This window comes from Mycobacterium sp. ELW1, assembly GCF_008329905.1.
In the GTDB taxonomy this organism is placed as follows: Bacteria; Actinomycetota; Actinomycetes; order Mycobacteriales; family Mycobacteriaceae; genus Mycobacterium.
Window position 1 is genome coordinate 2,685,897 of the sequence record NZ_CP032155.1, and the last position, 24,431, is coordinate 2,710,327.

At 67.9% G+C, this 24,431-nt stretch carries 24 protein-coding genes and 1 tRNA gene; 12 read left to right on the forward strand and 13 right to left on the reverse strand.

What is annotated here, in order from left to right:
* Positions 1–31 precede the first annotated feature (31 nt).
* Entirely contained in the window at positions 32–1,213 is a 1,182-nt protein-coding gene (gene coaE, locus D3H54_RS12505) for a dephospho-CoA kinase (RefSeq protein ID WP_149379308.1), read from the forward strand.
* Here the strand turns inward: coaE and D3H54_RS12510 are convergent, their stop codons facing one another.
* From D3H54_RS12510 to D3H54_RS12520, 3 genes are read right to left on the reverse strand one after another with little or no spacing between them, the layout of a single operon-like run.
* Positions 1,214–1,666 carry a nitroreductase/quinone reductase family protein gene (locus D3H54_RS12510; RefSeq protein ID WP_149379309.1) on the reverse strand — a complete coding sequence of 151 codons (453 nt, stop codon included), beginning with the start codon at positions 1,664–1,666 and terminating at the stop codon, positions 1,214–1,216. It lies immediately after the preceding gene.
* A 28-nt stretch (positions 1,667–1,694) separates the two neighbouring features.
* The gene (locus D3H54_RS12515; protein WP_149379310.1) at positions 1,695–2,231 is read right to left on the reverse strand and encodes a hypothetical protein; all 537 of its coding nucleotides are present in this window, start codon (positions 2,229–2,231) and stop codon (positions 1,695–1,697) included.
* 60 nt (positions 2,232–2,291) lie between these two features.
* Positions 2,292–2,798 (reverse strand): ribonuclease FAU-1 family protein, encoded by a 507-nt coding sequence (locus D3H54_RS12520; RefSeq protein ID WP_149379311.1) that lies wholly within the window; start codon positions 2,796–2,798, stop codon positions 2,292–2,294.
* A 54-nt stretch (positions 2,799–2,852) separates the two neighbouring features.
* On the opposite strand from D3H54_RS12520, the gene uvrB reads away from it, so the two are divergent.
* Complete coding sequence (gene uvrB, locus D3H54_RS12525) at positions 2,853–5,024, forward strand: excinuclease ABC subunit UvrB (protein WP_149379312.1); 2,172 nt, start codon at positions 2,853–2,855, stop codon at positions 5,022–5,024.
* Positions 5,025–5,071: 47 nt separating this feature from the next.
* A complete protein-coding gene (locus D3H54_RS12530) occupies positions 5,072–6,475 on the forward strand; it encodes an MFS transporter (RefSeq protein WP_149379313.1) in 1,404 nt (467 codons plus the stop codon).
* Between the two features lie 3 nt (positions 6,476–6,478).
* On the opposite strand, the gene D3H54_RS12535 is transcribed toward D3H54_RS12530, so the two are convergent.
* Positions 6,479–7,183, reverse strand: a complete 705-nt coding sequence (locus tag D3H54_RS12535) for an MgtC/SapB family protein (protein WP_149379314.1) — start codon at positions 7,181–7,183, stop codon at positions 6,479–6,481.
* A 98-nt stretch (positions 7,184–7,281) separates the two neighbouring features.
* Between D3H54_RS12535 and D3H54_RS12540 the strand changes: the two genes are divergently transcribed.
* The 3 genes from D3H54_RS12540 to D3H54_RS12545 all read left to right on the forward strand — a co-directional run bounded on the left by D3H54_RS12540 (position 7,282) and on the right by D3H54_RS12545 (position 11,051).
* A tRNA-Cys gene (locus tag D3H54_RS12540) sits at positions 7,282–7,352 on the forward strand.
* Between the two features lie 30 nt (positions 7,353–7,382).
* Entirely contained in the window at positions 7,383–7,529 is a 147-nt protein-coding gene (locus D3H54_RS31195; RefSeq protein ID WP_168214731.1) for a hypothetical protein, read from the forward strand.
* Between the two features lie 195 nt (positions 7,530–7,724).
* Complete coding sequence (locus tag D3H54_RS12545) at positions 7,725–11,051, forward strand: hypothetical protein (protein WP_149379315.1); 3,327 nt, start codon at positions 7,725–7,727, stop codon at positions 11,049–11,051.
* A gap of 59 nt (positions 11,052–11,110) precedes the next feature.
* Here the strand turns inward: D3H54_RS12545 and D3H54_RS12550 are convergent, their stop codons facing one another.
* Positions 11,111–11,980, reverse strand: coding sequence for an alpha/beta fold hydrolase (locus tag D3H54_RS12550; protein WP_149379316.1), 870 nt, complete (start codon positions 11,978–11,980; stop codon positions 11,111–11,113).
* Between the two features lie 139 nt (positions 11,981–12,119).
* Positions 12,120–13,658: a glycosyltransferase family 39 protein gene (locus tag D3H54_RS12555; RefSeq protein ID WP_149379317.1), complete on the reverse strand. Its 1,539-nt coding sequence runs from the start codon at positions 13,656–13,658 to the stop codon at positions 12,120–12,122.
* 349 nt (positions 13,659–14,007) lie between these two features.
* Between D3H54_RS12555 and D3H54_RS12560 the strand changes: the two genes are divergently transcribed.
* Both D3H54_RS12560 and D3H54_RS12565 read left to right on the forward strand, forming a co-directional pair.
* Positions 14,008–14,454 carry a universal stress protein gene (locus tag D3H54_RS12560; protein ID WP_149379318.1) on the forward strand — a complete coding sequence of 149 codons (447 nt, stop codon included), beginning with the start codon at positions 14,008–14,010 and terminating at the stop codon, positions 14,452–14,454.
* Positions 14,455–14,487: 33 nt separating this feature from the next.
* Positions 14,488–15,498, forward strand: a complete 1,011-nt coding sequence (locus tag D3H54_RS12565; protein ID WP_149379319.1) for a magnesium transporter CorA family protein — start codon at positions 14,488–14,490, stop codon at positions 15,496–15,498.
* A 3-nt stretch (positions 15,499–15,501) separates the two neighbouring features.
* On the opposite strand, the gene D3H54_RS12570 is transcribed toward D3H54_RS12565, so the two are convergent.
* Together D3H54_RS12570 and D3H54_RS12575 are read right to left on the reverse strand one after the other, a co-directional pair.
* Positions 15,502–15,942, reverse strand: a complete 441-nt coding sequence (locus tag D3H54_RS12570; protein ID WP_210419683.1) for a DUF2752 domain-containing protein — start codon at positions 15,940–15,942, stop codon at positions 15,502–15,504.
* Positions 15,939–16,253: a CD225/dispanin family protein gene (locus D3H54_RS12575; RefSeq protein WP_432246587.1), complete on the reverse strand. Its 315-nt coding sequence runs from the start codon at positions 16,251–16,253 to the stop codon at positions 15,939–15,941. Before D3H54_RS12575 ends, D3H54_RS12570 begins: the two co-directional genes overlap by 4 nt.
* Before the next feature lie 209 nt (positions 16,254–16,462).
* Here D3H54_RS12575 and D3H54_RS12580 point away from each other — a divergent pair, with 209 nt between their 5' ends.
* Positions 16,463–16,954: a lipoprotein LpqH gene (locus D3H54_RS12580; protein ID WP_149379321.1), complete on the forward strand. Its 492-nt coding sequence runs from the start codon at positions 16,463–16,465 to the stop codon at positions 16,952–16,954.
* A gap of 44 nt (positions 16,955–16,998) precedes the next feature.
* On the opposite strand, the gene D3H54_RS12585 is transcribed toward D3H54_RS12580, so the two are convergent.
* Both D3H54_RS12585 and D3H54_RS12590 read right to left on the reverse strand, forming a co-directional pair.
* The gene (locus tag D3H54_RS12585; RefSeq protein WP_149379322.1) at positions 16,999–17,292 is read right to left on the reverse strand and encodes an Imm63 family immunity protein; all 294 of its coding nucleotides are present in this window, start codon (positions 17,290–17,292) and stop codon (positions 16,999–17,001) included.
* A 65-nt stretch (positions 17,293–17,357) separates the two neighbouring features.
* Positions 17,358–18,035: an MBL fold metallo-hydrolase gene (locus D3H54_RS12590; protein ID WP_149379323.1), complete on the reverse strand. Its 678-nt coding sequence runs from the start codon at positions 18,033–18,035 to the stop codon at positions 17,358–17,360.
* A gap of 118 nt (positions 18,036–18,153) precedes the next feature.
* Here D3H54_RS12590 and uvrA point away from each other — a divergent pair, with 118 nt between their 5' ends.
* The 3 genes from uvrA to D3H54_RS12605 all read left to right on the forward strand — a co-directional run bounded on the left by uvrA (position 18,154) and on the right by D3H54_RS12605 (position 22,063).
* Positions 18,154–21,057, forward strand: coding sequence for an excinuclease ABC subunit UvrA (gene uvrA / locus D3H54_RS12595; RefSeq protein WP_149379324.1), 2,904 nt, complete (start codon positions 18,154–18,156; stop codon positions 21,055–21,057).
* 191 nt (positions 21,058–21,248) lie between these two features.
* On the forward strand, positions 21,249–21,812 hold the full coding sequence (locus D3H54_RS12600) for a hypothetical protein (RefSeq protein ID WP_149379325.1): 564 nt from the start codon (positions 21,249–21,251) through the stop codon (positions 21,810–21,812).
* Complete coding sequence (locus D3H54_RS12605) at positions 21,812–22,063, forward strand: hypothetical protein (protein ID WP_286199221.1); 252 nt, start codon at positions 21,812–21,814, stop codon at positions 22,061–22,063. Before D3H54_RS12600 ends, D3H54_RS12605 begins: the two co-directional genes overlap by 1 nt.
* Here the strand turns inward: D3H54_RS12605 and D3H54_RS12610 are convergent.
* From D3H54_RS12610 to D3H54_RS12620, 3 genes are read right to left on the reverse strand one after another with little or no spacing between them, the layout of a single operon-like run.
* On the reverse strand, positions 22,035–22,769 hold the full coding sequence (locus tag D3H54_RS12610; RefSeq protein ID WP_149383501.1) for an SDR family oxidoreductase: 735 nt from the start codon (positions 22,767–22,769) through the stop codon (positions 22,035–22,037). The two genes, D3H54_RS12605 and D3H54_RS12610, sit on opposite strands and share 29 nt — an antisense overlap.
* Positions 22,763–23,008, reverse strand: coding sequence for a PspA/IM30 family protein (locus D3H54_RS12615; protein WP_149379326.1), 246 nt, complete (start codon positions 23,006–23,008; stop codon positions 22,763–22,765). Before D3H54_RS12615 ends, D3H54_RS12610 begins: the two co-directional genes overlap by 7 nt.
* Positions 23,009–23,013: 5 nt before the next feature.
* Entirely contained in the window at positions 23,014–24,423 is a 1,410-nt protein-coding gene (locus tag D3H54_RS12620; protein ID WP_149383502.1) for an alpha/beta hydrolase, read from the reverse strand.
* Positions 24,424–24,431: the final 8 nt, after the last annotated feature.

Sequence of the window (24,431 nt, forward strand, 5' to 3'; positions counted from 1 at the left end):
CGTCGTCTCGGGCGCCTGAAAGACTGGTGCAGTGCTGCGTATTGGACTCACCGGCGGTATCGGCGCCGGCAAGTCGACGGTGTCCGCCACGTTCTCTGAATGTGGCGGCATCGTCGTCGATGGTGACGTCATCTCCCGCGAGGTCGTCGAGCCTGGCACCGAAGGCCTGGCCAAGCTGGTCGACGCGTTCGGGTCGCAGATCCTGCTTCCGGACGGCGCGCTGAACCGCCCGGCTCTGGCGGGGATCGCGTTCAGCGACGAGGAGAAGCGGCAGACCCTGAACGGCATCGTCCACCCGCTGGTGGCGACCCGGCGCTCGGAGCTGATCGCCGCGGCGGGGGAGGATGCCGTGATCGTCGAGGACATCCCGCTGCTGGTCGAGTCGCAGATGGCGCCGATGTTCCCGCTGGTCATCATCGTGCACGCCGACCCCGAGGTGCGGGTCAAGCGGCTGATCGAATACCGCGGCTTCTCCGAGGCTGACGCCAGGGCCCGGATCGCCGCGCAGGCCACCGAGGAGCAACGAAGACTGGTCGCCGACGTCTGGTTGGACAATTCCGGCAGTTCCGGGCAGCTCGTCGAGCAGGCGCGTGAGCTGTGGTACCAGCGAATTCTGCCGTTCGCGCACAACCTCACCACCCGTACCCCGGCGCCGAGTCCAACCACGGTGGTGCCGGCCGATCCCAGGTGGCCCGATCAGGCCCGACGAATCCTGGCCCGGCTCAACACCACCTGCGGGCACCGGGCGGTGCGGATCGACCACATCGGGTCGACGGCGGTGCCCGGCATGGATGCCAAGGACGTCATCGACGTCCAGGTGACGGTCGCCTCGCTGGAGGTCGCCGACGAACTCGCCGAAGACTTACTCCGGGCCGGGTATCCCCGCGTCGACGCGATCACCTCTGACGTGCCGAAAGCGGGTACCGATCCGGCCTTGTGGCACAAGCGTTTCCACGCGTCCGGTGACCCGGGCCGGCCCACCAACGTGCACATCCGGGTGGACGGTTGGCCCAATCAGCGGTTTGCGCTGCTGTTCGTGGACTGGCTCAAGGCCAACCCCGGCGTGCGGGTCGACTACCTGGCGGTCAAACATTCCGCGGCTCAGCACGCGGACATCGGGGCCTACGCCGAGGCGAAGGAGCCGTGGTTTCTCGATGCGTACCGCCGGGCATGGGAATGGGCCGAGACGACCGGCTGGACGCCGGCCGTCTGACTATCGGGTCGCTCGGCGGCGCTCCAGGATCAGCAACGGTATTTCGCGCGATGTGTTGCGCTGGTAGCCCGCATATCCCTTGTAGGCCTTGACGACTCGGGGCCACAACTCGGCCCGTTCCGCCGGGCTGGCCGAGCGGGCCAGCATCGGGACCGTCGCGCCGTCAACGGTCACGGCGACCTCCGGGTTGGCCATCGCGTTCTTGTACCAGTCGGGGTGATCCTGGTGCCCGCCCTTGGACGCCACGACGACGATGCGCTCGTTGTCGTGAACCGGCGACGTCAAAAGGTTGGCGTACGGCTTCCCGGATTTACGGCCGACGGTGTGCAATTCGACGGTCAACATGCCCATCACCGTGCGCGGGTAGCGGCCGCCGGTGAGCGCGAGCACCATCCGGTGGCCGTTTTCCAACAGCCACGCGCCGGCCTCGGCGACACGATCGGGTTTCTGCACGTGCCCAGAGTATCGGCGATCGCGGACTTTAGGTCGTCGGTTCCGCCGCCGGGGCAGGGGCGGGCGGGGGCGCGGCGTTCGGGGCGGGCGTATCCAGGGGCGCGCCGCACTGGATGGTGCCGTACAGCGGGTCATCCTTGGGGCGGAACAGTCGGGGGGCGATGAACTGGTCAGCCTGCGCCACGATCTGGTCGTCCACCAGGATCTCGCAGTGCAGATTCGATCCGTAGGGCCACTGGATGGACAGCTCCATGCCGGCCTTCTTGGGATCGTGCAGAACCGTGTTCACCTCGAAGGTCATCCCCGGCAGCAGCGTGGGTTGGTCGCTGTTGACGTTGTTGTCATCGATCTTGTACGCGACCACCGCCCCGCGCGAGGTGCCGTCCGCCCGGGCCCGGTAGGTGATGTTGTGGAGCAACTGCGGGTTCGCGTCATCGGAGGCCGCGGGCGTCGGCGGCGGCGCGGGATCGGGGTCGGCCAGTGCGGTAGCCGCCGTTAACTGAGAACCCACGACCAGGGTGGCCGAGGCGACGATGCTCAGCCATCCGCGCGTGGTGGAGCTCATAGCTAGGCAGACTACCCGTCCGGTACGGGACTGCCGATTCGTTGCCCCGCAGGACAACGATCAACGCCAGGTCAGTGTCATTCCCTCGCTGGAAAGCCACGCATTGAGGTCGTGGTCGTGCCGGGCCAATCCCTCGACGGCGACGACGACGCACTGCAGGGCAGCCTCCGCGGTCTCGGTGGTCAGCAGACCGTCGCGGTGCGCGGCGAACAGTTCGTCGGTGTCGATGAGGTCGGTGCGGTCACCGGCGTAGACCACCAGGTCCAGGTAGTGGTCCTCGGCATGCCAGGCGGTGTCGCCGACCGTGATCACGCCGATGTCGAGGTAGTAGTCCTGCGGCCGCTCGTAGCCGGGGTTGAAATGGAAGACATTGGCCCGCAGCCCCAGCGACGGCAACAGCCACGACTCCAGATAGTGGAACTGGGCGCGGCCGGGAGTGGGCCGCGCCATGTACAGACCCCACGGGGTGACCGCGTATTGGTCCACCGCCCGCACGATGCCCTTGGGGTCGGTGTTCGTGTAGCCGACCAGGTCGAACGTTTCCTGCTTGGGCGGATGGACCGTCACCGCGCAAGCGTAACGAGGAATGAATGTGTCGGTGGGGACGCTTAACCTGGGGACATGGCATTCGCTACCGAACACCCGGTGATCGCTCACTCGGAGTACCGGCCTGCCGCCGACGCCGTGACTGGCCTGGTGCGCAGCGGCGCCGAGTTCGAGGTGGTCAGTGAGTACGAGCCCGCCGGTGACCAGCCCGCCGCGATCGAGGAACTGGAGCGCCGGATCAGGTCGGGGGAGCGCGACGTCGTGCTGCTCGGCGCGACGGGCACCGGTAAGTCCGCGACCACGGCGTGGCTGATCGAACGGCTGCAGCGGCCCACGCTGGTGATGGCGCCGAACAAGACGCTGGCCGCCCAGCTTGCCAACGAGTTGCGGGAGATGTTGCCGCACAACGCCGTTGAATACTTCGTTTCGTACTACGACTACTACCAGCCTGAGGCGTACATCGCCCAGACGGACACCTACATCGAGAAGGACAGCTCGATCAACGACGACGTGGAGCGGTTGCGCCACTCGGCGACGTCGAGTCTGCTGTCCCGACGCGATGTCGTCGTCGTCGCGTCGGTGTCGTGCATCTACGGCCTCGGTACCCCGCAGTCGTACCTCGACCGCTCGGTCGAATTGGAGGTCGGCACCGAAGTACCCCGGGACGGCCTGCTGCGGCTGCTCGTCGACGTCCAGTACACCCGCAACGACCTGTCCTTCACCCGTGGTTCGTTCCGCGTGCGCGGCGACACCGTCGAGATCATCCCGTCCTACGAGGAGCTGGCGGTGCGCATCGAGTTCTTCGGTGACGAGATCGAGGCGCTGTACTACCTGCATCCGCTGACCGGCGACGTGGTCCGCCAGGTCGACTCGCTGCGGATTTTCCCGGCCACCCACTACGTGGCGGGTCCGGAGCGGATGGCAATCGCCATCTCGACGATCGAGCAGGAGCTGGCGGAGCGGCTGGCTGAGCTGGAGAACCAGGGCAAGCTGCTCGAAGCCCAGCGGTTGCGGATGCGCACCAACTACGACATCGAGATGATGCGCCAGGTCGGCTTCTGCTCTGGCATCGAGAACTATTCGCGCCACATCGACGGCCGGCCGGCCGGGTCGGCCCCCGCGACGCTGCTGGACTACTTCCCCGAGGACTTCCTGCTGGTGATCGACGAGTCCCACGTCACCGTCCCGCAGATCGGCGGCATGTACGAGGGCGATATGTCCCGCAAGCGCAACCTCGTCGAGTTCGGCTTCCGGCTGCCGTCGGCCGTGGACAACCGGCCCCTGACCTGGGAAGAGTTCGCCGACCGGATCGGGCAGACGGTCTACCTGTCGGCGACACCGGGACCCTATGAGCTCAGCCAGACCAGTGGTGAGTTCGTCGAGCAGGTGATCCGCCCGACCGGCCTGCTCGATCCGAAGGTCGTGGTCAAGCCGACCAAGGGCCAGATCGATGACCTGATCGGCGAGATCCGGGCCCGCACCGAACGCGACGAGCGGGTCCTGGTCACCACCCTGACCAAGAAGATGGCCGAGGACCTCACCGACTACCTGCTCGAGATGGGCATCCGGGTGCGCTACCTGCACTCCGAGGTCGACACGCTGCGTCGCGTCGAGCTGCTGCGGCAGCTGCGCCTCGGCGAATACGACGTGCTGGTCGGTATCAACCTGCTCCGCGAAGGTCTGGACCTTCCCGAGGTCTCCCTGGTGGCGATTCTGGACGCCGACAAGGAGGGGTTCCTGCGCTCGACCCGAAGCCTGATCCAGACCATCGGCCGCGCGGCGCGCAACGTGTCCGGCGAGGTGCACATGTACGCCGACAAGCTCACCGATTCGATGAAGGAAGCCATCGACGAGACCGAGCGGCGTCGCGCCAAGCAGATCGCTTACAACGAAGAGCGCGGCATCGACCCGCAGCCGCTGCGCAAGAAGATCGCGGACATCCTGGATCAGGTGTACCGGGAGGCCGACGACACCGAAGCGATCGAGGTCGGCGGCTCGGGGCGCAACGCCTCCCGGGGTCGGCGGGCGCAGGGCGAACCGGGACGTGCGGTCAGCGCGGGCATCGTCGAGGGCCGTGACACCTCGAACATGCCGCGGGCCGAACTCGCGGACCTGATCAAGGATTTGACCGCGCAGATGATGACGGCGGCGCGCGATTTGCAGTTCGAGCTGGCCGCCCGGATCCGCGACGAGATCGCGGATCTGAAGAAGGAATTGCGCGGCATGGACGCGGCCGGGCTGAAATAGCCGGGCGCGCTTGAGCTCAACCGTGGTTGAGCCTTTACGGTGATGCCATGACCGAGACGACCGCATCGGCCGCAGGCAGCTGGCGTGAGCTGCTGGGCCGTGACTATCTCGGCGCCGTCATCGTGCTGGCCGGTGGTGTGGCGATCTATGCCATCAACGAATTCATCACCATCAGTCTGCTTCCGAGCGCCGTCGCCGACATCGGTGGTGAGCGGCTCTACGCCTGGGTGACGACGGTGTACCTGGTCGCGTCGGTGACCGCGGCGACGACGGTGGGACCGATTCTGACGCGATTCGGCCCGCGCGCGGCGTATCTGGGCGCGTTGCTGTCCTTCGCAGGGGGCAGTGCGCTGTGCACGCTGGCGCCGACGATGCCGCTGCTTCTCGCCGGGCGGGTGGTCCAGGGCTTGGCCGGTGGTGTGCTGGCCGGTCTCGGCTATGCGGTGATCAGTGCGGCGCTGCCCGACCGGTTGTGGACCCGCGCTTCGGCGGTGGTCTCGGCGATGTGGGGAGTCGGCACCCTGGTGGGTCCGGCCACTGGTGGCCTGTTCGCCCAATTCGGCTTGTGGCGAGGCGGATTCGGATTGCTTGCGGTTCTAGCAGTGGCGATGAGTCTACTGGTGCCGCTGGCGTTGCCGGCCCGGGCCGACACCGACCATCAGCCACCTCGGACGCGAATTCCGGTGTGGTCGTTGCTGCTTCTCGGTGTGGCAGCGCTGACGGTCAGCGCGGCGGTGATTCCGCACAGCGCAGGCGTCATCGGGGGACTGCTGGCCGTTGGTGCGGTGCTGGTGGCGGTGTTCATTGTCGTCGACCGCCGGGCTTCGGCTGCCGTACTGCCGCGCAAAGCATTCGAGCCGGGGCCGTTGAAGTGGATCTACCTGACCCTGGGCTTGTTGATGGCGGCCACGATGGTGGACATGTACGTGCCGCTGTTCGGTCAGCGGCTGGGTGGGCTGGCCCCGGTCGTGGCGGGTTTCCTGGGCGCGGCTCTGTCGGTGGGCTGGACGGTCGGGGAGATTGCCAGCGCGTCGATCACCAATGTCCGGATCACGGTGCGGGTGGTGGCGATCGCCCCAGTGGTGATGGCTGCGGGTCTGACGCTGGCGGCGGTGACCCAAACCGACAGTGCGCCAACAACAGTCGTAGCCCTGTGGGCGGTTGCGCTGGCGATCACGGGGTGCGGCATCGGGATGGCGTGGCCGCATCTCTCGGCCTGGGCGATGGGCTCGGTGGTCGACGACGCGCCTCAGCAGGCGGTGGCCGCGGCCGCGATCAACACCGTGCAGCTGATGTGCGGCGCGTTCGGCGCGGGGATGGCCGGTGTCGTGGTGAATCTGCGGCTTGCGCCCGATGCGAGCGCGAGCCGGCTGATGTTCGGTGCGTTCGCTGTTCTGGCGGGAGTGGGCGTGGTGGCCTCCTACCGATCTGGGCGCGGCCGGGCGGACTGAGGCCTACTCGTCCTTCTCGTCGAGCCGGTGCACCCCGGTGACGCCGGCTATCGCTGCGACTGTGGTTGGGGCGCGCAGGATTTGGGTGCCCGACAACGTCAACATGACACCGCCGTCGCTGTCGGTACTCAGCTCGGTCAGGCTCCACTGGTGCTTTTCACAGGTGGCGAGGATGCGGGTCAGCACGCCGCGGTCAACGTCGTAGGTGACCCGCAGGCGCACCGAGCCGGCCAGCCGCGCGGTGAGACGTCTGCTGAGCGGGTTGAAGCCCAGGACGATCACGAAGTGAAGGATCGTGACGACGATCGCGAGCTTCACCAGTCCCGCGGCGGCGGCCATGCCGATGGCCGCGCACTCCCAGATCGCTGCCGCCGTGGTCAGCCCGTGCACGGCGCCTTGGCGGGTGATGATCAACCCGGCGCCGAGGAAGCCGATGCCGGAGACGATCTGGGCGGCCACCCGCGACGGGTCGACCTCGACCAGTCCCGGGGTCAGCACGTCGAAGAAGCCGTACTTGCTGACGATCAGGATCAGCGCCGATGCCGTGCCGACGATCGCCTGGGTACGCAGGCCGGCGCTCTTGCCGTGAATCTCGCGCTCCAGGCCGATCAAGGCGGTCAGCCCGAAGGCGATCAGGAGTTCGACGATCTGCCGGGTGCCCTGTCCGGGACCGCCGAGCAACGGCGGGTCGGCCAACCAGATCTGCATGTCGTCACCGTATTCGCCCTGCGGCGGCCCGGGCAGCAATCAGGCTGAGCCAAAAGATGGGCGAGTCGCAGCCGCGGTGGAAAAGTATGGCCTGACACGCGGGTGTGGCTGAGTGGCTAGGCACCGGCCTGCAAAGCCGTTTACACGGGTTCGAATCCCGTCACTCGCTCTGATCTTGATCTCTGTACCGTTGCCTGCCGTGGCGAAGTCGAAGAAGAAGTGCTGTCGAAGCACGCCACGCTGCAAGCGCTGCCCGCTCGTGCTGCACAAGGTCCAACAGGCCCAACGAAGAGGCGTCAGCGGCAAGGATCTCGACAAGGTGTTCAAGCGCGCCCGCAAGTCCTGATCCGGTTCACCGCGCGCCCGCAGTTCAGCGAGTGTTTGCGCGATCAAATTGTCGCCGGGGTAACCGCGGCAACACTGGTTAGCAACAGTTCGGTAACCCCCTGAATGGCTGCCCGGATCGGTACTTACACGTCTGTAGTTTCCCTGGCAGGCCTCTCACAGAAACGGGGAAATGATGTCTCGGACCACCTCTCGCGTGGCGGCGGTCACTGCCATGGCGACGGCCGGGTTTTTCTGGACAGCTCCGCTGTTCAGCGCCCGTGCGGTCGCCGACTTCGGCAGCCCCGGTGTTCCGTGCATGGGCATCCTCCACCAAGGCCTGACGACGCCGCCCGATCTGTCCCAGGGCATCCCCGGCACGTCGAACACGCTGTTCACGAACAACCCGCCGACCGCCGGTGGCCCCATTCCGCCCGCGACCGTACCCGGCACCATTCGCGTCCCACCGGCCAGCGCGCCCGGTTCGCCCGGGATGCCCGGCACCGGCGGCGTGACCGTCCCGCCCGCGTCCGTCCCCGGCGCGCCCGGGACCAGCACGACACGCGGCATCCCGACACCGCCCGCCGCGGTTCCCGGCGCTCCCGGCGTTCCCGGCGGTGGGGGTGTTCCCGGTACGCCGCTCGGCGTTCCTGGCACACCTCCTGGTGGTGGCGGTGGCGGTATTCCGGGTGTGCCCGGTGGCGTTCCCGGTACTCCTCCTGGTGGTGGCGGTGGCGGTATTCCGGGTGTGCCCGGTGGCGTTCCCGGTACTCCTCCTGGTGGTGGCGGTGGCGGTATTCCGGGTGTGCCCGGTGGCGTTCCCGGTACTCCTCCCGGTGGTGGCGGTGGCGGCATCCCCACCCCGCCCGGAGGTGTTCCCAGCGCTCCCATCAGTGACGCCGCGGGCGTGCCCAACGGCGGTGCCGGCGCGGCCGGCGCCCCGGTGAGCGACGCGGCAGCCGGTCTGCCCGGTGGTGGCGGAGCCGGTGCGCCCGGTGGCGGTGCCGGCGGCCCAGGCGGCGGCGGCGCCGGCGGAGGCTCGGGTGCCGGTGGACCCGGCGCGCCCGGCGCTCTGCCTGCCGGTGCCGGCGATGCCGGTGCTCCGATCTCTGATGCCAACGGACTCGTTCCTCCCGCCCCGGCCGGTGTTCCGGCCGCCCCGCTCGCCGACGCCTCCGGTCTGGCGCCCGCGCCGCCGGCCGCAGCTCCTCCCGCCGCTGTCCCCGGTGGCGGCGCGGTCCCGCCCGGGCCGCCCGCCGGCGTGCCGGGCATCCCCGGTGGCGGTGGTGGCGACTTCCCGGGTACTCCGCCCGCTGGCGTTCCGGGTGTTCCCGGTGGCGGTGGTGGCGACGTCCCGGGTACTCCGCCCGCTGGCGTTCCGGGAGTTCCCGGTGGCGGTGGTGGCGACTTCCCAGGTACTCCGCCTGCCGGTGTTCCGGGTGTTCCCGGTGGCGGTGGCGGTGGGACCCCGCCGGTTCCGCCGGCCGCGGTCCCGGGCGATGTTGTGCCCGAATCCGTTGTGACTCCGCCGGTTCCGCCGGCCGAGGTCCCCGGTGGGTCGATCCCTGGCTCCGGTGGAACCCCGCCGGTTCCGCCGGCGGCGGTCCCCGGTGGCGACGTGAACGGCTCTGTGACAACGCCTCCTGCCGAGGTGCCCGGCGTCCCCGGCGGCTCGAACCAGGTCACCGTCAACACGCCGCCGGTTCCACCGTCCGCGGTTCCCGGCAACGTGATCAACGATGCGTCCGGCACGCTGCCGCCGCCAGGAGCTTCGGTGCCGGGCGTCCCGCTCGGCGGCGGCATGCTCAACGTTCCGGGAACTCCGCCGGTCACCCTGCCGGGTGTGCCCAGCGCGGCGTCGACCCCGGGACTCGTCACCCCGCCCGCCGCGGTCCCGGGTGGCCCCGGCGTCCCGGTCAACGTGAATGTGCCGGGGACTCCGGTCGCGGTGCCCGGCACCCCGGGAACCCCCGGCATGGAGATCCCGCCGACGCCGCCGCAGGTGATCCCCGGAACACCGGGAACCCCTGGCGACGAATCGCTTCCGACTCCGCCGGCTGCGGTTCCCGGCGCGCCCGGTGAGGGCACCGGTGGCGGTCTGCCGACCCCGCCGGCCGCGGTCCCCGGTACGCCCGGAGCCAACCTCGTCGAGACCGGCTCGACTCCGCCGGCTGCGGTTCCCGGTACACCCGGTGAGGGCACCGGTGGCGGTCTGCCGACCCCGCCCGCTGCGGTTCCCGGTACGCCCGGTGAAGGCACCGGTGGCGGTCTGCCGACGCCTCCGGGCGCAGTTCCCGGTGGCCCCGGCGAAGGTACCGGTGGTGGATTGCCGACGCCTCCGGCCGCCGTCCCGGGTGGTCCCGGTGGTGGCACCGGCGGCGGTGTGCCGACGCCTCCGGCCGGCGTGCCCGGCGTACCGGTCGGCGAAGGTGGCGGCATTCCCGGCCCCGCCGGCGTCCCGGCCGCGCCGATCACCGACAACGCCGGCGCCGCTGTTCCCGCGGCACCGATCACAGACAACGCCGGAGCAGCCGGAGTGCCGGCCGCCGCGGTCTCCGACAATTCCGGGCTCGCAGCCGCTGGAGCCGGGGCTGGTGGCGGTGGTGGCGCAGGCGCTGCCGGAGCTGGTGGCGCTGTGGGCGCGCCGGTCGCCGACGCCTCGGGTGTCGTCGCACCGTCGGCCGGTGTACCCGCGGCCGACATCGCCGCTGCCGCAGCCGGTGTGCCCGCCCCGCCGGCGGCGCTGCCCGCGGCCGCTGACGCTGGTGGTGGTTCCGGCATCCCGACTCCGCCGGCCGCTGTTCCCGGCGGTCCGGGTGGTGGCGGCGGTGGTGGAGTTCCGACGCCTCCGGGTGCGGTCCCGGGTGGTCCGGGTGGTGGCGGTGGCAGTGGGTTGCCGACGCCTCCGGGTGCCGTTCCGGGTGGTCCGGGTGGTGGCGGTGGCAGTGGGTTGCCGACGCCTCCGGGTGCCGTTCCGGGTGGTCCGGGAGGCGGTGGCGGCGCCGGTCTGCCCACTCCGCCTGCCGCGGTGCCGGGCACCCCGTTCACCAACAACATCGTGACGCCGGGGACGCCGCCCGCAGCGGTGCCGGGTGGTCCCGGTGGCGGCGGAGGGGCCGGACTCCCGACCCCGCCTGCCGCGGTGCCGGGTACGCCGGGTGGCAATCGTGTGGCGACCCCGCCGACCCCGCCGACGGTGCTGCCGGGTGGTCCGGGTAGCTACATCGGACCCACACCGGGTGGCCTCGGAACCCTGATCCCGTCGGCGCCGATCTCCGACGCCGCGGGCACCCTGCCCACGCCTCCCGCGCAGCTGCTGCCGACGATGGCGCAAGGTGTCGCGACGCTGCTCTCGCCGCCGCAGATCACGATCCCCGGCATCCCGGGCTTCGGGATTCCGCTGCCGTCGACCATCTCGACGCCGCGTGACCTGCTGTGTGTGGGCACGGGCTGGTCGGCGAAGGCGGGAACCGAATCCGGTGCGCCGGCCGGGGCCCTGCTGGGCACCGAACTGCCGCCGGCGAACCGCTGGTTCGGTAACTGACCCCGCGAAGCGACTCGGGGATCAACCAGCCGGCGGGCAGGAGCGAAGCGACTCGGGGATCAACCGTTGCCGAGCAAGCTCGCGAAGATCGCCGGGTAGTAGAGGTGAGCCAGGAAGTGCCCGCCGGGTCGCTCGTGCAGGGTCGCGCCGGGAATGCGGCGGGCCAGCTCGGGCGGCCAGGCGTGGTCGACCAGTTCGTCTTGCTGACCGCCCCAGACGTCGGTCGGCACGGTGATCTGTTCGGGAGCGAACCCCCACGGTCGCATCCAGGCGCGGTAGTCCTCGGCCACACCGTCGGGTCGGCGCAGGGCTTCGGCGGACATCCGGGCGAACTCCTCGTAGCCCTCGTCACGCAACACGGCGGCATCCGCCGCGCCCAGCTGACCGGCAGCGAGGCGCCCATATAGTGCGGGCGCCCGCCGCGCGGCCAGCGCCATCGCGGCGAAGCACGGTGTGACCAGCCACGGCGCGCGTTGTGACAGCCGGGTGTAGATCCGGTCGAACGCCGGCAGTCGCGCGAACACTCCCGGCTCGGTCAGCGGCAGCGCCCCGGCGACGATCGCCACCCGCCGCACCCGGTCGGGCAGCGCCCAGGCGAGCGCGGCCGCGTACTGGCCACCCATCGACCAACCCATCCCGGCGAAGCGCCCGACGCCGAGCTGGTCCATCAGGTCGGCCACGTCGTCGACCCAGTCCAGGAGGGTGCGGCCGGGCTGCGCGTCGGATCCACCGATTCCGGGCCGGTCCGGCGAGATCAACCGGACGCCGGCAGTGCGTGCGGCGGCGTCAGCGGCGGCCACATCCAGCCGGCAAGCCAGTCCGCCGTGGGCGTTGACGACGACCTCGCCGTCGGGTGCGCCGTACTGCGCGTAACACACCGACCGCCCGTCACGCAGTCGCACAGTGAGGTTTTCGGTCGGTGCGGGCATCGGCGCTCGCTTTCTCTTCAGCCGGATAGTAGCCCCGCGGCTCGCCCAGATCGGTGGGCAGCCGAAAATCACTGCCCAGCAAGGCTTGTGCGGTGGTCGGCGCCATCCGTGCCGGCATTCGTCGCTATCCGGCGGCGCATCAACGAACTGACTTGGTGACCTGCGCGAAATTGAACTGCCAGCGTTCGACGATGCGGAAGCCGAATCGGTAGGGCACCTGGTAGGCCATCGCCCGCCCGAGTCGCGGACCCGCGTGAAGCGCCGGTCCCTGCTCGTGTCGGGGCAGGGACTTGTCGTGCTCGGACACTGTCCAGATCGCCGGGCAGTCGGTCATCTTGTCCGCCCACATCCAGACTGCAATGTGACCGTCCCACAGCATTTTTCGTTGGATGCCGGTCAGGCCACGGCCGTAGTCGTGCAGCTTGGCGAACGCTGCGGGTCGCGCAGCGATCAGCGGGCGGATCGGGCCGGGTTTCCATGCCGTCGAGTTGTCCATCACGAGGCAATCGCCCTGTGCCGCATGCCGGGTGATGATGTCGGCGACTTGGCTGTAGTCCATGCCCTCTTTGGCATAAGGCCCGCGCTGAGCCAGATAATTCGGCGTCGCCGCGATTGCGAACACCACGAGTAGAGCGGTGATCCACGCGCGGGAAGAGCGACCGACCGCCACGATGCAGAGGCCGAGGATGAGCGCCATGGCGGGAGCGGTGAACGACAGGTAGCGCGGGTAGTAGACCGGATCGCGCAGCATCGAATACCCAAGCACGGCAACAGTGGGCAGCACGATCCACGCCAGGGTGATCACGACCAGACATCGCGGGCGCCACCCGGCCCGCCGCCACGACATCAGGCCGGCGAGGCCCAGCAGCGCGCACAACGCCGCGATGGGTAGTGAACGGTCAAAGTACTGTTCCACCAAAATCATTCCGGTGGTTCGGCCGCTCAGCGACGAAATCCATCCCACCTGGAACAGCTGGGTCTGGGTGAAGAACAGGAACGGGGACGTCGCAGCGCAGACTGCCGCCGCTGTCAGGACCCAGTGCCACCGCACCTTCGCGGATTCAGCCATGGTCGCGACCAACGCCGCGTGCACCGGCAGCAGCAGAATCGAGAAGACATTCAACAGCGTGGCGGCGATGGCCAGAACCGCGTATCCCACCCACCATCTCGGCCGGTCGCGGCGCAGCGCGACCACACACAACACCGTGAGCCAGATGCCGGCGACCATGGTCAGTGCATAGGACCGGGCTTCCATGCCGGCCCACGTCACGCGGGGGAGCATGGCGAAAACCACACCTGCGGTGACCGCGACCGAGCGGGTCGACAGAACGCGGCCCAGCACCACGACACCGGCTGCGGCCAAGCCCACCGTGACGGAACTGGAGAACCGCGACCAGAACTCGGTTGCGGGGAACACCGCGAACCAGCCGTGCATGAGCAGGTAGTACAGGCCGTGAACGGCGTCGATGTTGCCGAGCATGCGCCACAGGTCGGGTATCGGCCGTGTGGAAGCCGAGATCGTGGCCGCTTCGTCGAACCACAGCGATGGCCGCGCCGCTCCGGCGGCACTGAGCGCGGTGGCGAACACCGCCACCCACACGGCGTCGAGCGGTCGCGCGGGGGCGCCGCGTCGCTGCTCGTCGTCGAGGGCCCGTTCGGGCCGAAGGGTGATACTCACGTGGGTCGTCCTGTACCGCGGTCGATGGTGGGCCAAACGGTAACCCGCGGCCCACCGATCCTGTTCGGCGAACTATGGGTCGCGCCCGGCAGAATTCGCGCGGTTTCGAATTGAGTCCATTGGTCATGATTGATGTGGCAGCGTCGACAATCGCGAATCGGATGCGATGTGGATATGCAATTGTGGGCGCTGTCGCGCGCCTCACGCACCAGTCGAGGACGCTATTTTCGCCGGTAGAGTGGCATCGTGCGGCGCGCCGGAATTGCCGCGTGACGTGAATCGCACCCTTGTGAGGTTCAGGAGCGATAGTGTTCCGGGTGGCGTTGAAATTGGAGACTGGAGGGTACGAATGGGCGGTTACAAGACCGTGGTCGTCGGCACGGACGGCTCGGATTCATCGCTGCGTGCAGTCGACCGGGCGGGCTACCTCGCCTCCGAACCTGGCTCCAAAGTGATCGTGGCGACCGCCTATTTCCCGGCGAATGAGGACACCCGCGCAGCCGACCTGCTGAAGGACGAGGGCTACAAGATGGCGGGCAATGCCCCCATCTACGCGATCCTGCGTGAGGCACGTGACCGCGCGAAGGCCGCAGGTGCCGCCGAGGTCGAAGAGCGCGCCGTCGTCGGCGCTCCGGTTGACGCGCTGGTGGAACTGGCCGAAGAGGCCAGCGCCGATCTCCTGATCGTCGGCAACGTCGGCTTGAGCACGATCGCCGGCCGCCTGCTGGGCTCGGTGCCGGCCAACGTGGCGCGCCGGTCCAAGTGCGACGTGCTGATCGTTCACACCACCGGATAGCCGGCCCGCTCGGGGCTACCGCAGACTGGTCTGATGACCTACTGCCGAACCCGTCTGTGGGTCGATGGCGCACTGAAGGCGGAAGATTTCCCGCTGCAGGAGACCTCAGAGCACCTCGCTGAGCGCAACGCGCTGGTCTGGGTGGACATGTGCAATCCGGATCACGACGTGTTGTGTGAGCTTGCCGAGGAGCTCGGCTTCGATCAGCACGCGATCGAGGACACCGTCGCGCACGCCGAACGCACGAAGGCGACTCGGTATGCGACGCATACGTTTCTGACGGTGTACGCGACTGCGTTGGCCCCGCCACTGGCCAACGATCTCGAGTCGCGTCTGATGCTGACGAGGGTGTCCATCTTCGTGTTGCCGGCGGGCATTGTCACCGTGCGCCACGAATTAGACCCGCAGAAGCCGGTTTTCGACATCGACGAGGTGGTCCGGCGGTGGGATGAGAACGCCGATCTGCTGAAGATGGGTCCGCCGGCGTTGCTGCACGGCTTGCTCGATGTGATCGTCGACGGCCAGTTCGACACCATCCAGCAGCTCGATGACGCCATCGAAGCGCTCGAGGACGGATTGTTCGACGACCGGGCGGTCACCCGCACGATCCAGCGCTCCACCTACCGGCTCCGCAAGGAACTCGTGGAGTTGCGCCGGGTCGTGCTGCCCATGCGCGAGGTCATCAACACGATCATGCGCCGCCGCGCAGAGCACGCCGACACCGTCGCACTCGACAGCTGGTATTCCGATCTCTACGACCACGTCATTCGCGCGGCGGAGTGGACGGAGTCGTTGCGCGACATGATCACAACGGTGTTCGAGACGAATCTGTCGCTGCAGGACGCGCGACTCAACACGATCATGAAGAAGCTCACCGGCTGGGCGGCGATCATTGCGGTGCCCACCGCGGTCACCGGATGGTACGGACAGAACGTCCCCTATCCGGGCTTTCAAAGCGTCGTCGGTTTGGTGTCCAGCGCGGCGATCATCGTCCTGCTGTCGGGGCTTCTCTACGTCATCTTCAAACGGCGCGGCTGGCTCTGAGAGTCAGACACGCAGTGCGGTGAACGGTGCGAAGGGCAGGTTGCGTACGACGAACCAGACCGACACCAGCCCGAGCGTGATGAACGGGGCCCATCGATGATGCTGCCATCCGGCTAGCTGACGGCCGGTGACCCGACCGGAGGTCCACGTTCCGTACGCGACAGCAAGAAAGCCGAGCGCCACCAACGCCAGCGCGTTGAACCGGATGGCCGCCAGCAGGTCGCCGTGCAGCAGCGAATAGATCATGCGAAGGGTGCCGCAGCCCGGACAGTCAACGCCCAGAAGGGCTTTCGTCGGGCAGACCGGAAGAAAGCCGCCGGGCGTGGTTGGGTCACCGATCCACACGGCAGCGCAAGCACCCGCCGCGAGTGCACCCACGACCAGCGGCGGGGCGAGGCGAGCGAGGCGGCCGTCGGCCGCCTGCCCAACCTCTGTCGATGTCACGACGTGGTGGTGTCGACGTCCATGTTCATCACACCGGTGGCGAAGAGAATGCCGTAGATGACGATGATCGCGAACCAGATGACAACGCTCCAGATCACCCACTTCTTGGCGGCAGAGGCCGACGCCTGAGCTTCGGCGTACTGACCCTGCACCCAGAGTCCGTTCACCTGAGCGGCTTTCACGATCGCGACGATGCCGGTGATCGGGAAGCAGAAAATCGTCGCCAGGATGGCGAGTGCCAAGTTGTTCTTCGGCTGAGGAGCCGCGGGTGGGTAGCCGGGTGGTTGCTGGGTCATCGATGCCTCCGTGATTTATGGCGTGTTGGCAGGGCAAAGCGGTGCATACGCTACCGGACGAAGTCGCTGCGTAGGGGGCATCGTCCCGGATGTCGTCGAGTGGTATTCGCGCTCGAGTCGGGATTTTGCCAACCGGTTGCCTCGGAGATTGCCGAATCATCCTCTGGTCGGTCCCGGGGGTCTACGCTCGGCCGTAGGTCGCCGGGCAAGTCGAGGAGATGACGATGACGGTTCGATTGCTGAGTGTTGTTGGGGCAGTGAGCATTTTGATGGTCGGCGGAGTCGGTTGTTCGAAGGATGACAGCTCGAGCGACGCCAAGACGACGTCGACGGCCGCAACCACGACATCGGCGGCGGCAACGACGACGAGTGCAGCGGCCGCCGGGACGGGCGCCAAGGTCACGATCGACGGTCAGGCCAAGCAGATCGACGGTCCGGTGGTCTGCGCGACCACGGACGGCAAGTTCTCGATCGCCATCGGAGAGGTGATCACCGGGGTGATCGTCGGTCTCGAGCAGGACGCATCCAAGGTCCGCGCCGTCGGACTCGGAGACGTCAATGGGGTGGTGCTGAACTTCACCGACGGGGTGCCCGGAGATACCGCCACCGCCACCAAAGACGGCAACACCTACACCATCAAGGGCACCGCCAGCGGATCGGACTCGGCCGGCAAGCAGGTCAGCAAGCCGTTCGAGGTCGTTGCGACCTGCCCCTGACGCGTGGTGGCGCGGCGACTAAATGGCTCGGCCGAGGCCGGCTCTCACAAGACTTCACCGATATCGGGAAGTAAGGCTGTGTCTTGGAGTTGGCCGTCGGGGAACATGGCAGCCAGTTCGCGCACGCGTCGTTTGGCCCAGCGGGGATCGCGGCGGCTGAGCATCTCGTATTCATAGTGAAACCGCTGTGCGCGGTCGCCCACAAGCTTTCTCCCCAGGCTGGAAACTTCGCCCTGGGAAAACCAGTACAAAGCGTCGTCCAGGGTGCCGGTTCGATCGAATCCGACCTTTCCACGCTCGCAGAAAGTGAAGTGATAGAGCCCAGAGTCATCGCCCACGAAATATTGAGTCCATCCTCAGACCCGCTGGGTCATGGATACCAGCAGGTTGGAGGCGCCACCATTCACCAGCCGCGCTCGCGCCACTCGGCGAGGTGCGGACGCTCGGCGCCCAGCGTGGTGTCGTCGCCGTGCCCGGGGTAGACGACCGTGTCGTCGCCGTACCGGTCGAACAGCTTGCTGTTCACGTCGCCGAGTAGTTGCTCGAACGCGCCGGGCTCCCACGTCTTGCCGACGCCGCCAGGGAAGAGGCAGTCCCCGGTGAACAGGTGGGTGGCGGTCCGTTCGCCGGCCGGCCGCAATGCCAGCGCCACCGAGCCGGGCGTATGCCCGCGCAGATGGATCACATCGAAGACGAGATCGCCCACGCTGATCGTGTCGCCGTCGGCCAGGTAGCGCTGCGGCGTCACCGGCAGCGGCTCGGCGTCGAGTTCGTGGGCCGCGGTCGGAACGCCAGTCGCCTCGGCCAGCGCTTCGAGCGCCTGCCAGTGATCGAAATGCTGGTGGCTCGTCACGATGAGCGCCAACTTCGGCGCATGTTCCCGTACCAGGTCGACGAGCAGCGCCGCGTCGTTGGCTGCGTCGACCAATAAACTCTCGCCGGATTGGGAACAGGTCACCACGTAGGTGTTGTTGTCCATCGGGCCCACTGACATCTTCACGATGGTGGCGCCGGGCACGGTCCTGCGGGCAGCGGTCTGCGGTTCGACGTGTCCGGTGTAGGTGTCGGCGACGACTGTCATGGTCGCCACGTTACTTGTCGGTGGGTCGACATAGCATGGGGTTCAATGCGCCGCGTTCGAGATGGACTGTCCTCTCGACGGCGCCTTCGTGCCCACAAACCCGCAGGAAGGGGGGCTGGTGGCTGACCGGCTGATCGTCAAGGGGGCGCGTGAGCACAACTTGCGCGGCATCGACCTGGACTTGCCCCGCGACAGTCTGATCGTCTTCACAGGGCTGTCCGGATCGGGCAAGTCCTCGTTGGCGTTCGACACCATCTTCGCCGAGGGGCAGCGCCGCTACGTCGAATCGCTGTCGGCCTATGCGCGCCAATTCCTCGGTCAGATGGACAAGCCGGACGTCGACTTCATCGAGGGGCTCTCCCCGGCGGTGTCGATCGACCAGAAGTCCACCAACCGCAACCCGCGCTCCACGGTCGGCACCATCACCGAGGTCTACGACTACCTGCGGCTGCTGTACGCCCGAGCGGGTACCCCGCACTGCCCGGTGTGCGGTGAGCGCATCGCGCGGCAGACCCCGCAGCAGATCGTCGACCAGGTGCTCGCCATGGACGAAGGTCTGCGGTTCCAGGTGCTGGCGCCGGTGGTGCGCACCCGCAAGGGTGAATTCGTCGACCTCTTCGACAAGCTCAACAGCCAGGGCTACAGCCGGGTCCGGGTCGACGGAGTCGTGCATTCTCTGACCGATCCGCCGAAGCTGAAGAAGCAGGAAAAGCACGATATCGAGGTCGTGATCGACCGGCTCACCGTCAAGACCAGCGCGAAGCAACGCCTCACCGACTCGGTCGAGACGGCGCTGAATCTGGCCGACGGCATCGTCGTGCTGGAGTTCGTCGACCGCGAGGACGACCACCCACACCGCGAGCAGCGGTTCTCCGAGAAGCTGGCCTGCCCCAACGGACATCCGCTGGCCGTCGACGACCTGGAACCGCGGTCGTTCTCGTTCAACTCGCCCTACGGCGCCTGCCCGGAATGCAGCGGCCTCGGCATCCGCAAGGAAGTCGACCCCGAGCTGGTGGTTCCCGACCCGGATCTGACGCTCGCCGACGGCGCGGTCGCCCCGTGGGCGATGGGCCACACCGCCGAGTACTTCACCCGGATGATGGCCGGCCTGGGTGAGTCGATGGGATTCGACGTCAACACCCCGTGGCGCAAGCTTCCGGCCAAGGCGCGCAAGGCAATTCTGGAAGGCTGCGACGAGCAGGTCCACGTGCGCTACAAGAACCGGTACGGACGGACCCGGTCGTACTACGCCGAATTCGAAGGCGTGATGGCGTTTCTGCACCGGCGCATGGAGCAGACCGAATCCGAGCAGATGAAAGAGCGCTACGACGGGTTCATGCGCGACGTGCCGTGCCCGGAGTGCCAGGGCACCCGGCTGAAGCCGGAGATCCTCGCGGTCACGCTGGCCGCGGGGGAGTACGGCGCGAAGTCGATCGCCGAAGTGTCCGAGCTGTCCATCTCGGATTGCTCGGAGTTCCTCAACGCCCTCACCCTGGGCGCCCGTGAATCCGCCATCGCCGGCCAGGTGCTCAAGGAGGTGCAGTCGCGGCTGGGCTTTTTGCTCGACGTCGGGCTGGACTATCTGTCGCTGTCCCGCGCGGCAGGCACGCTGTCCGGTGGTGAGGCCCAGCGCATCCGGCTGGCCACCCAGATCGGGTCGGGTCTGGTCGGCGTGCTCTACGTGCTCGACGAGCCGTCGATCGGACTGCATCAGCGTGACAATCGTCGACTCATCGAAACCCTTACGCGGCTAAGGGATCTGGGCAACACACTGATCGTCGTCGAACACGACGAAGACACCATCGCGCACTCCGACTGGGTGGTCGACATCGGGCCGGCAGCCGGTGAGCACGGCGGCCAGGTGGTGCACAGCGGCACGTATGCCGATCTGCTGCGCAACCCCAACTCGATCACCGGTGCCTACCTGTCGGGCAAGCAGAGCATCGACGTACCGGCGATCCGCCGCCCGGTGGACCGCCGCAAGCAGATCACCGTCATCGGCGCGCGGGAGCACAACCTGCACGACATCGACGTCGCGTTCCCCCTCGGGGTGCTCACCTCGGTGACGGGCGTGTCCGGCTCCGGAAAGTCGACCCTGGTCAACGACATCCTGGCCACCGTGCTGGCCAACAAGCTCAACGGGGCCCGCCAGGTCCCGGGCCGCCACACCCGGATCAACGGTCTGGAACACCTCGACAAGTTGGTCCGGGTCGACCAGTCGCCGATCGGGCGCACCCCGCGGTCCAATCCGGCCACCTACACCGGCGTGTTCGACAAGATCCGCACGTTGTTCGCCGCCACCACCGAGGCGAAGGTTCGCGGCTATCAGCCCGGCCGGTTCTCGTTCAACGTCAAAGGTGGCCGCTGCGAAGCATGTTCGGGCGACGGCACCATCAAGATCGAGATGAACTTCCTGCCTGACGTCTACGTTCCGTGCGAGGTGTGCCACGGCGCCCGCTACAACCGCGAGACCCTCGAGGTGCACTACAAGGGCAAGACCATCTCCGAGGTGCTCGACATGTCCATCGAGGACGCCGCGGAGTTCTTCGAGCCGATCAGCAGCATTCACCGCTATCTGCGCACACTGGTCGACGTGGGGCTGGGCTATGTCCGATTGGGTCAGCCGGCCCCGACGTTGTCCGGCGGTGAGGCGCAGCGCGTCAAGCTCGCCGCCGAACTGCAGAAGCGCTCGACCGGCCGCACCGTCTACATCCTGGACGAGCCGACCACCGGTCTGCACTTCGAGGACATCCGCAAGCTGCTGAAGGTCATCAACGGCCTTGTCGACAAAGGTAATTCGGTGATCGTCATCGAACACAACCTCGACGTCATCAAGACCTCGGACTGGATCATCGACATGGGTCCCGAGGGTGGTTCGGGCGGCGGCACCGTCGTCGCGCAGGGCACTCCGGAAGACGTGGCGGCGGTGCCGAGCAGCTACACCGGCAAGTTCCTCGCCGACGTGCTGCCCGCGGCACCGGCACCCAAGCGGACAACCCGGCGGCGCAAGGTCAGCGCCTGAGCCACGGCAGGGTCACGGCGGGTAAGCGGGCACCCGGAAACCGTCAGAGTGGAAAGCGTTTAGCGCGCTCCAGATGGTGTATCCGCACCACTGGGTGGGCACTCGCTCACCACCGCCGGTGCGCCTCACCGCGCTCCCTGCACCGCAGGGTTGCGCGCGATTGGGTTCGCCGATAATCGTCAAGGACCCTTATGTCGTCGCGCAATACTCTTGTCCGTTCGCTCCATGACCTCGGCGCCGCTGCGTGGTTCGGTGGCTCACTGATGGGGGCGGTCGGCGTCAACGGTGCGGCAGCAGCTGTGCGTGATCCTCGCGACCGCGCCCGCGTGGCCGGCGTCGGATGGGGAAAGTGGGCTCCCGTCAACGCGATCGCGATCGGAGCGCACGTGATCGGCGGCGGTGCCATCCTCTACGCCAACCGGGACCGTGCCAAGCATCAATCCGGAGTCACCAGCAACACCGTGGCCAAGATCGTGCTGACCGGTGCCGCTCTCGCTGTCACCGCCTACAGCGGGATGCTCGGTGCCAAAGCCGCACAGGGCGACGGCCATCCCGTCGAGGGCGCCACCGATCCGTCGTCGTCGACCCCCGACGATGTGGCCGGAGCTCAACGGCAGCTCCGCTATACGCAGTGGGCGCTGCCGATCCTCACCGGCGCCATCGTGGTTCTTGGTGCGCAGCAGGGCGAGCAGCAGCGTCCCGGCCAGGTTCTCGCCGGGCTCGGAAGCACGCTCGCGCGCCGCGTGGGTAACTGATGAACTTCGTCGACGACGTGAAGGGCACGTGGGGTCGTCTGGTCGGCAAGGCCAGGGACCAGCACGCCGCGCGTCAGCAGAAGTCGGAATCGGACATCACCGCCGACGCGGGGGTCGCCGGTTCCCGGGCCAACACCGACGGAAATTCCGGCAGTTATGTCGGTCGCACCGCACCGCAGTTCGACGCCGAGGTTCAGGAGAGCGGCGCGGAGGCCCGGGCCGCTAGTCCTGGACCGTCGGGCGGATCGTGATGTCGCCGATCTCGACATCACGCGGCTGATCGATCGCGAACGCGATCGCCCGGGCGACCGCCTCGGGCGGCAGACCGAAACTCTCCATCGCCGCACGGGCCTGCCGCCGCGCCTCGGGATCCTCGATCGACGAGTCCAGTTCGGTGTTGACGTACCCCGGGGAGATCGACGTGGTGCGGATGACGCCGTCGGTGGATTCCTGACGCAACGCCTCCAGCAGGGTGCGCACGGCGTTCTTCGTCGCGGCGTAAACGCCCATACCCGGCACGATCTTCAGCCCGGCGGTCGACACGACCGTGACGAAATCGCCGTAGCCTTGCCGTCGGAAGACCGGCAGCGCGGCGGCGATGCCGTGCAGGACCCCGCGCAGGTTCACGTCGATCATCGCGTCCCAGCCGTCGACGTCGAGGTCAGCGGTAGGCCCGATTCGCGCGATGCCGGCATTGCCGACGAACACATCGAGACGGCCGTACTCGTCGACGGCCGCCGAGACCAACCGTTCGGCATCGGCCTGTTGCGTCACGTCGGTCGGAACGGTCAGCGCTGTGCCGCCGGCCTCGCGGATCTCGTCGGCCAGGCCGCGCAGCCGATCCTCGCGGCGCGCACCGAGAACCACGGTCGCACCCTGCTGAGCCAGTAGTCGCGCCGTCGCGGCACCGATCCCGCTGCTGGCGCCGGTGATCGCGACGATTTTGCCGGTCAGGATTGATCCGGCTTGTGCATGGACGCGCGGATCTCTTCCAGCCGCTCGGCCGCCGCCCGCTGACGGGCGTCGTACTGTTCCTCGACGGTGCGGCCCTCCGGTGTCTCGGCATCCAATTCGGCTGAGCCGAGCGCAGTTCCGTACCGCGTCTCGATCTTCTCCTGCACCGATTCGAAGGTGGGCACCCCGGATTCGTTGTAGCCGGAGTCCAACGGTGGTTCGACAACGGATTCGTCGGGCATGACGATCACCGTACTCCCGGCGGCCTCCCGGCGGCAGCGATCGTGACCGGTCCCGGTGGCGGCACCGGCGGGCCTGGCAGAGCGACCGCCGGGATGCCGGGTGTCCCGATCTGACCGGCCAGCCAGGGCAGTGCGTCGGCGAAGGCGCGCGCGGCGAAGGGCCAATCGTGCTTGCCGGGCTGAGCCACCACCGAGCAGTTGATACCGTTCGCGGTGCCCAATCCGCACAGCGTGTTCGCCGCGCCGGTCTGGTCGTTGGGATTGGGGTTGGCGTCGCGTCCACCCAGGCCGCTCGCGCCGGTCTCGATGGTGGTGGGGGTCGCGCGCTGCGCGGATGGCGCACCTGAGATGGCGAACCACCCCGATACGCCTTGATAGGGGCCATGTCTGGTGATGACGGTGGCCGGATCGAAGTTGGCGTAAGCGGCGGCGTCGCCCCCGAACAGTCGAGAGATCGTCTGGGTCTTATTGCCGGAGTTCGGGGTCAGGTCGCCCGCGATGTCCTCAAACGTGCTGAACATATCCGGATGCATCGTGGTCAGGTCGACGGCGCAGGTGCCACCCATCGACCAGCCGACCAGGCCCCAGTTCGCACGGTTGGCACTCACACCGAAATTCGAAAGCATGAACGGCACAACGTCTTTGGTCAGATGATCGGCGGCATTGCCGCGCGGGCCGTTCACGCATTCGGTGTCATTGTTGAACGCCCCGCCGGAGTCGACGAACACGAACACCGGGGCGTTGCCGTGATGTGCGGACGCGAAGTCGTCGATCGTCTTGATCGCATTGCCGGCGCGTAGCCAGTCAGCGGGGGTGTTGAATTCTCCGCCGATCATCATCACCGCCGGCAGCTTCGGCGGCGGGTTGGTGGCGTAGTACGCCGGCGGCAGATAGACGAGTTCGTCGCGATGCGCGAAATGCGATGCGTCCGAAGGGATCGTGACCTTGACGACCGTTCCTTTGGCCGGGATGGCGTGTTGCTGCACCATCGCGGTGACCGTGGCGCGGTCGGTCTGGTCGGGTAACGGGCCTGCGGTGACTTGATTCCAGGCGGTCTGCACGGTCGGGAAGTAGCCCACCCAGAGGTTCAGCATCAACGCCGTTGCCAGCCCGCACAGCGGTATCGCCAGCACCGACATGCCCCGACGCCACCAGCGCGTGCCCCGCCAGCCGACGACCGCGACCACCGCGGCCAGGCCCGTTGCGGCGATCCACACCCACAGCTGCTGCGGGGCGGGGTCGCCGGCCAGGCCGTCATCGGCGATGCTCCATTGGGTGAACCAGGCGGCGGCGATACCGATGATTGCGGCCAGCGGCAGCCACAGCAGCCGCCAGCGCCGGGTGCGCCAGCCCACAGCGAACGCCAGAACCAGGCCGGCCACGATCTGCACCGTGAGAGGCAACCATCCGTGCATCAACGAAA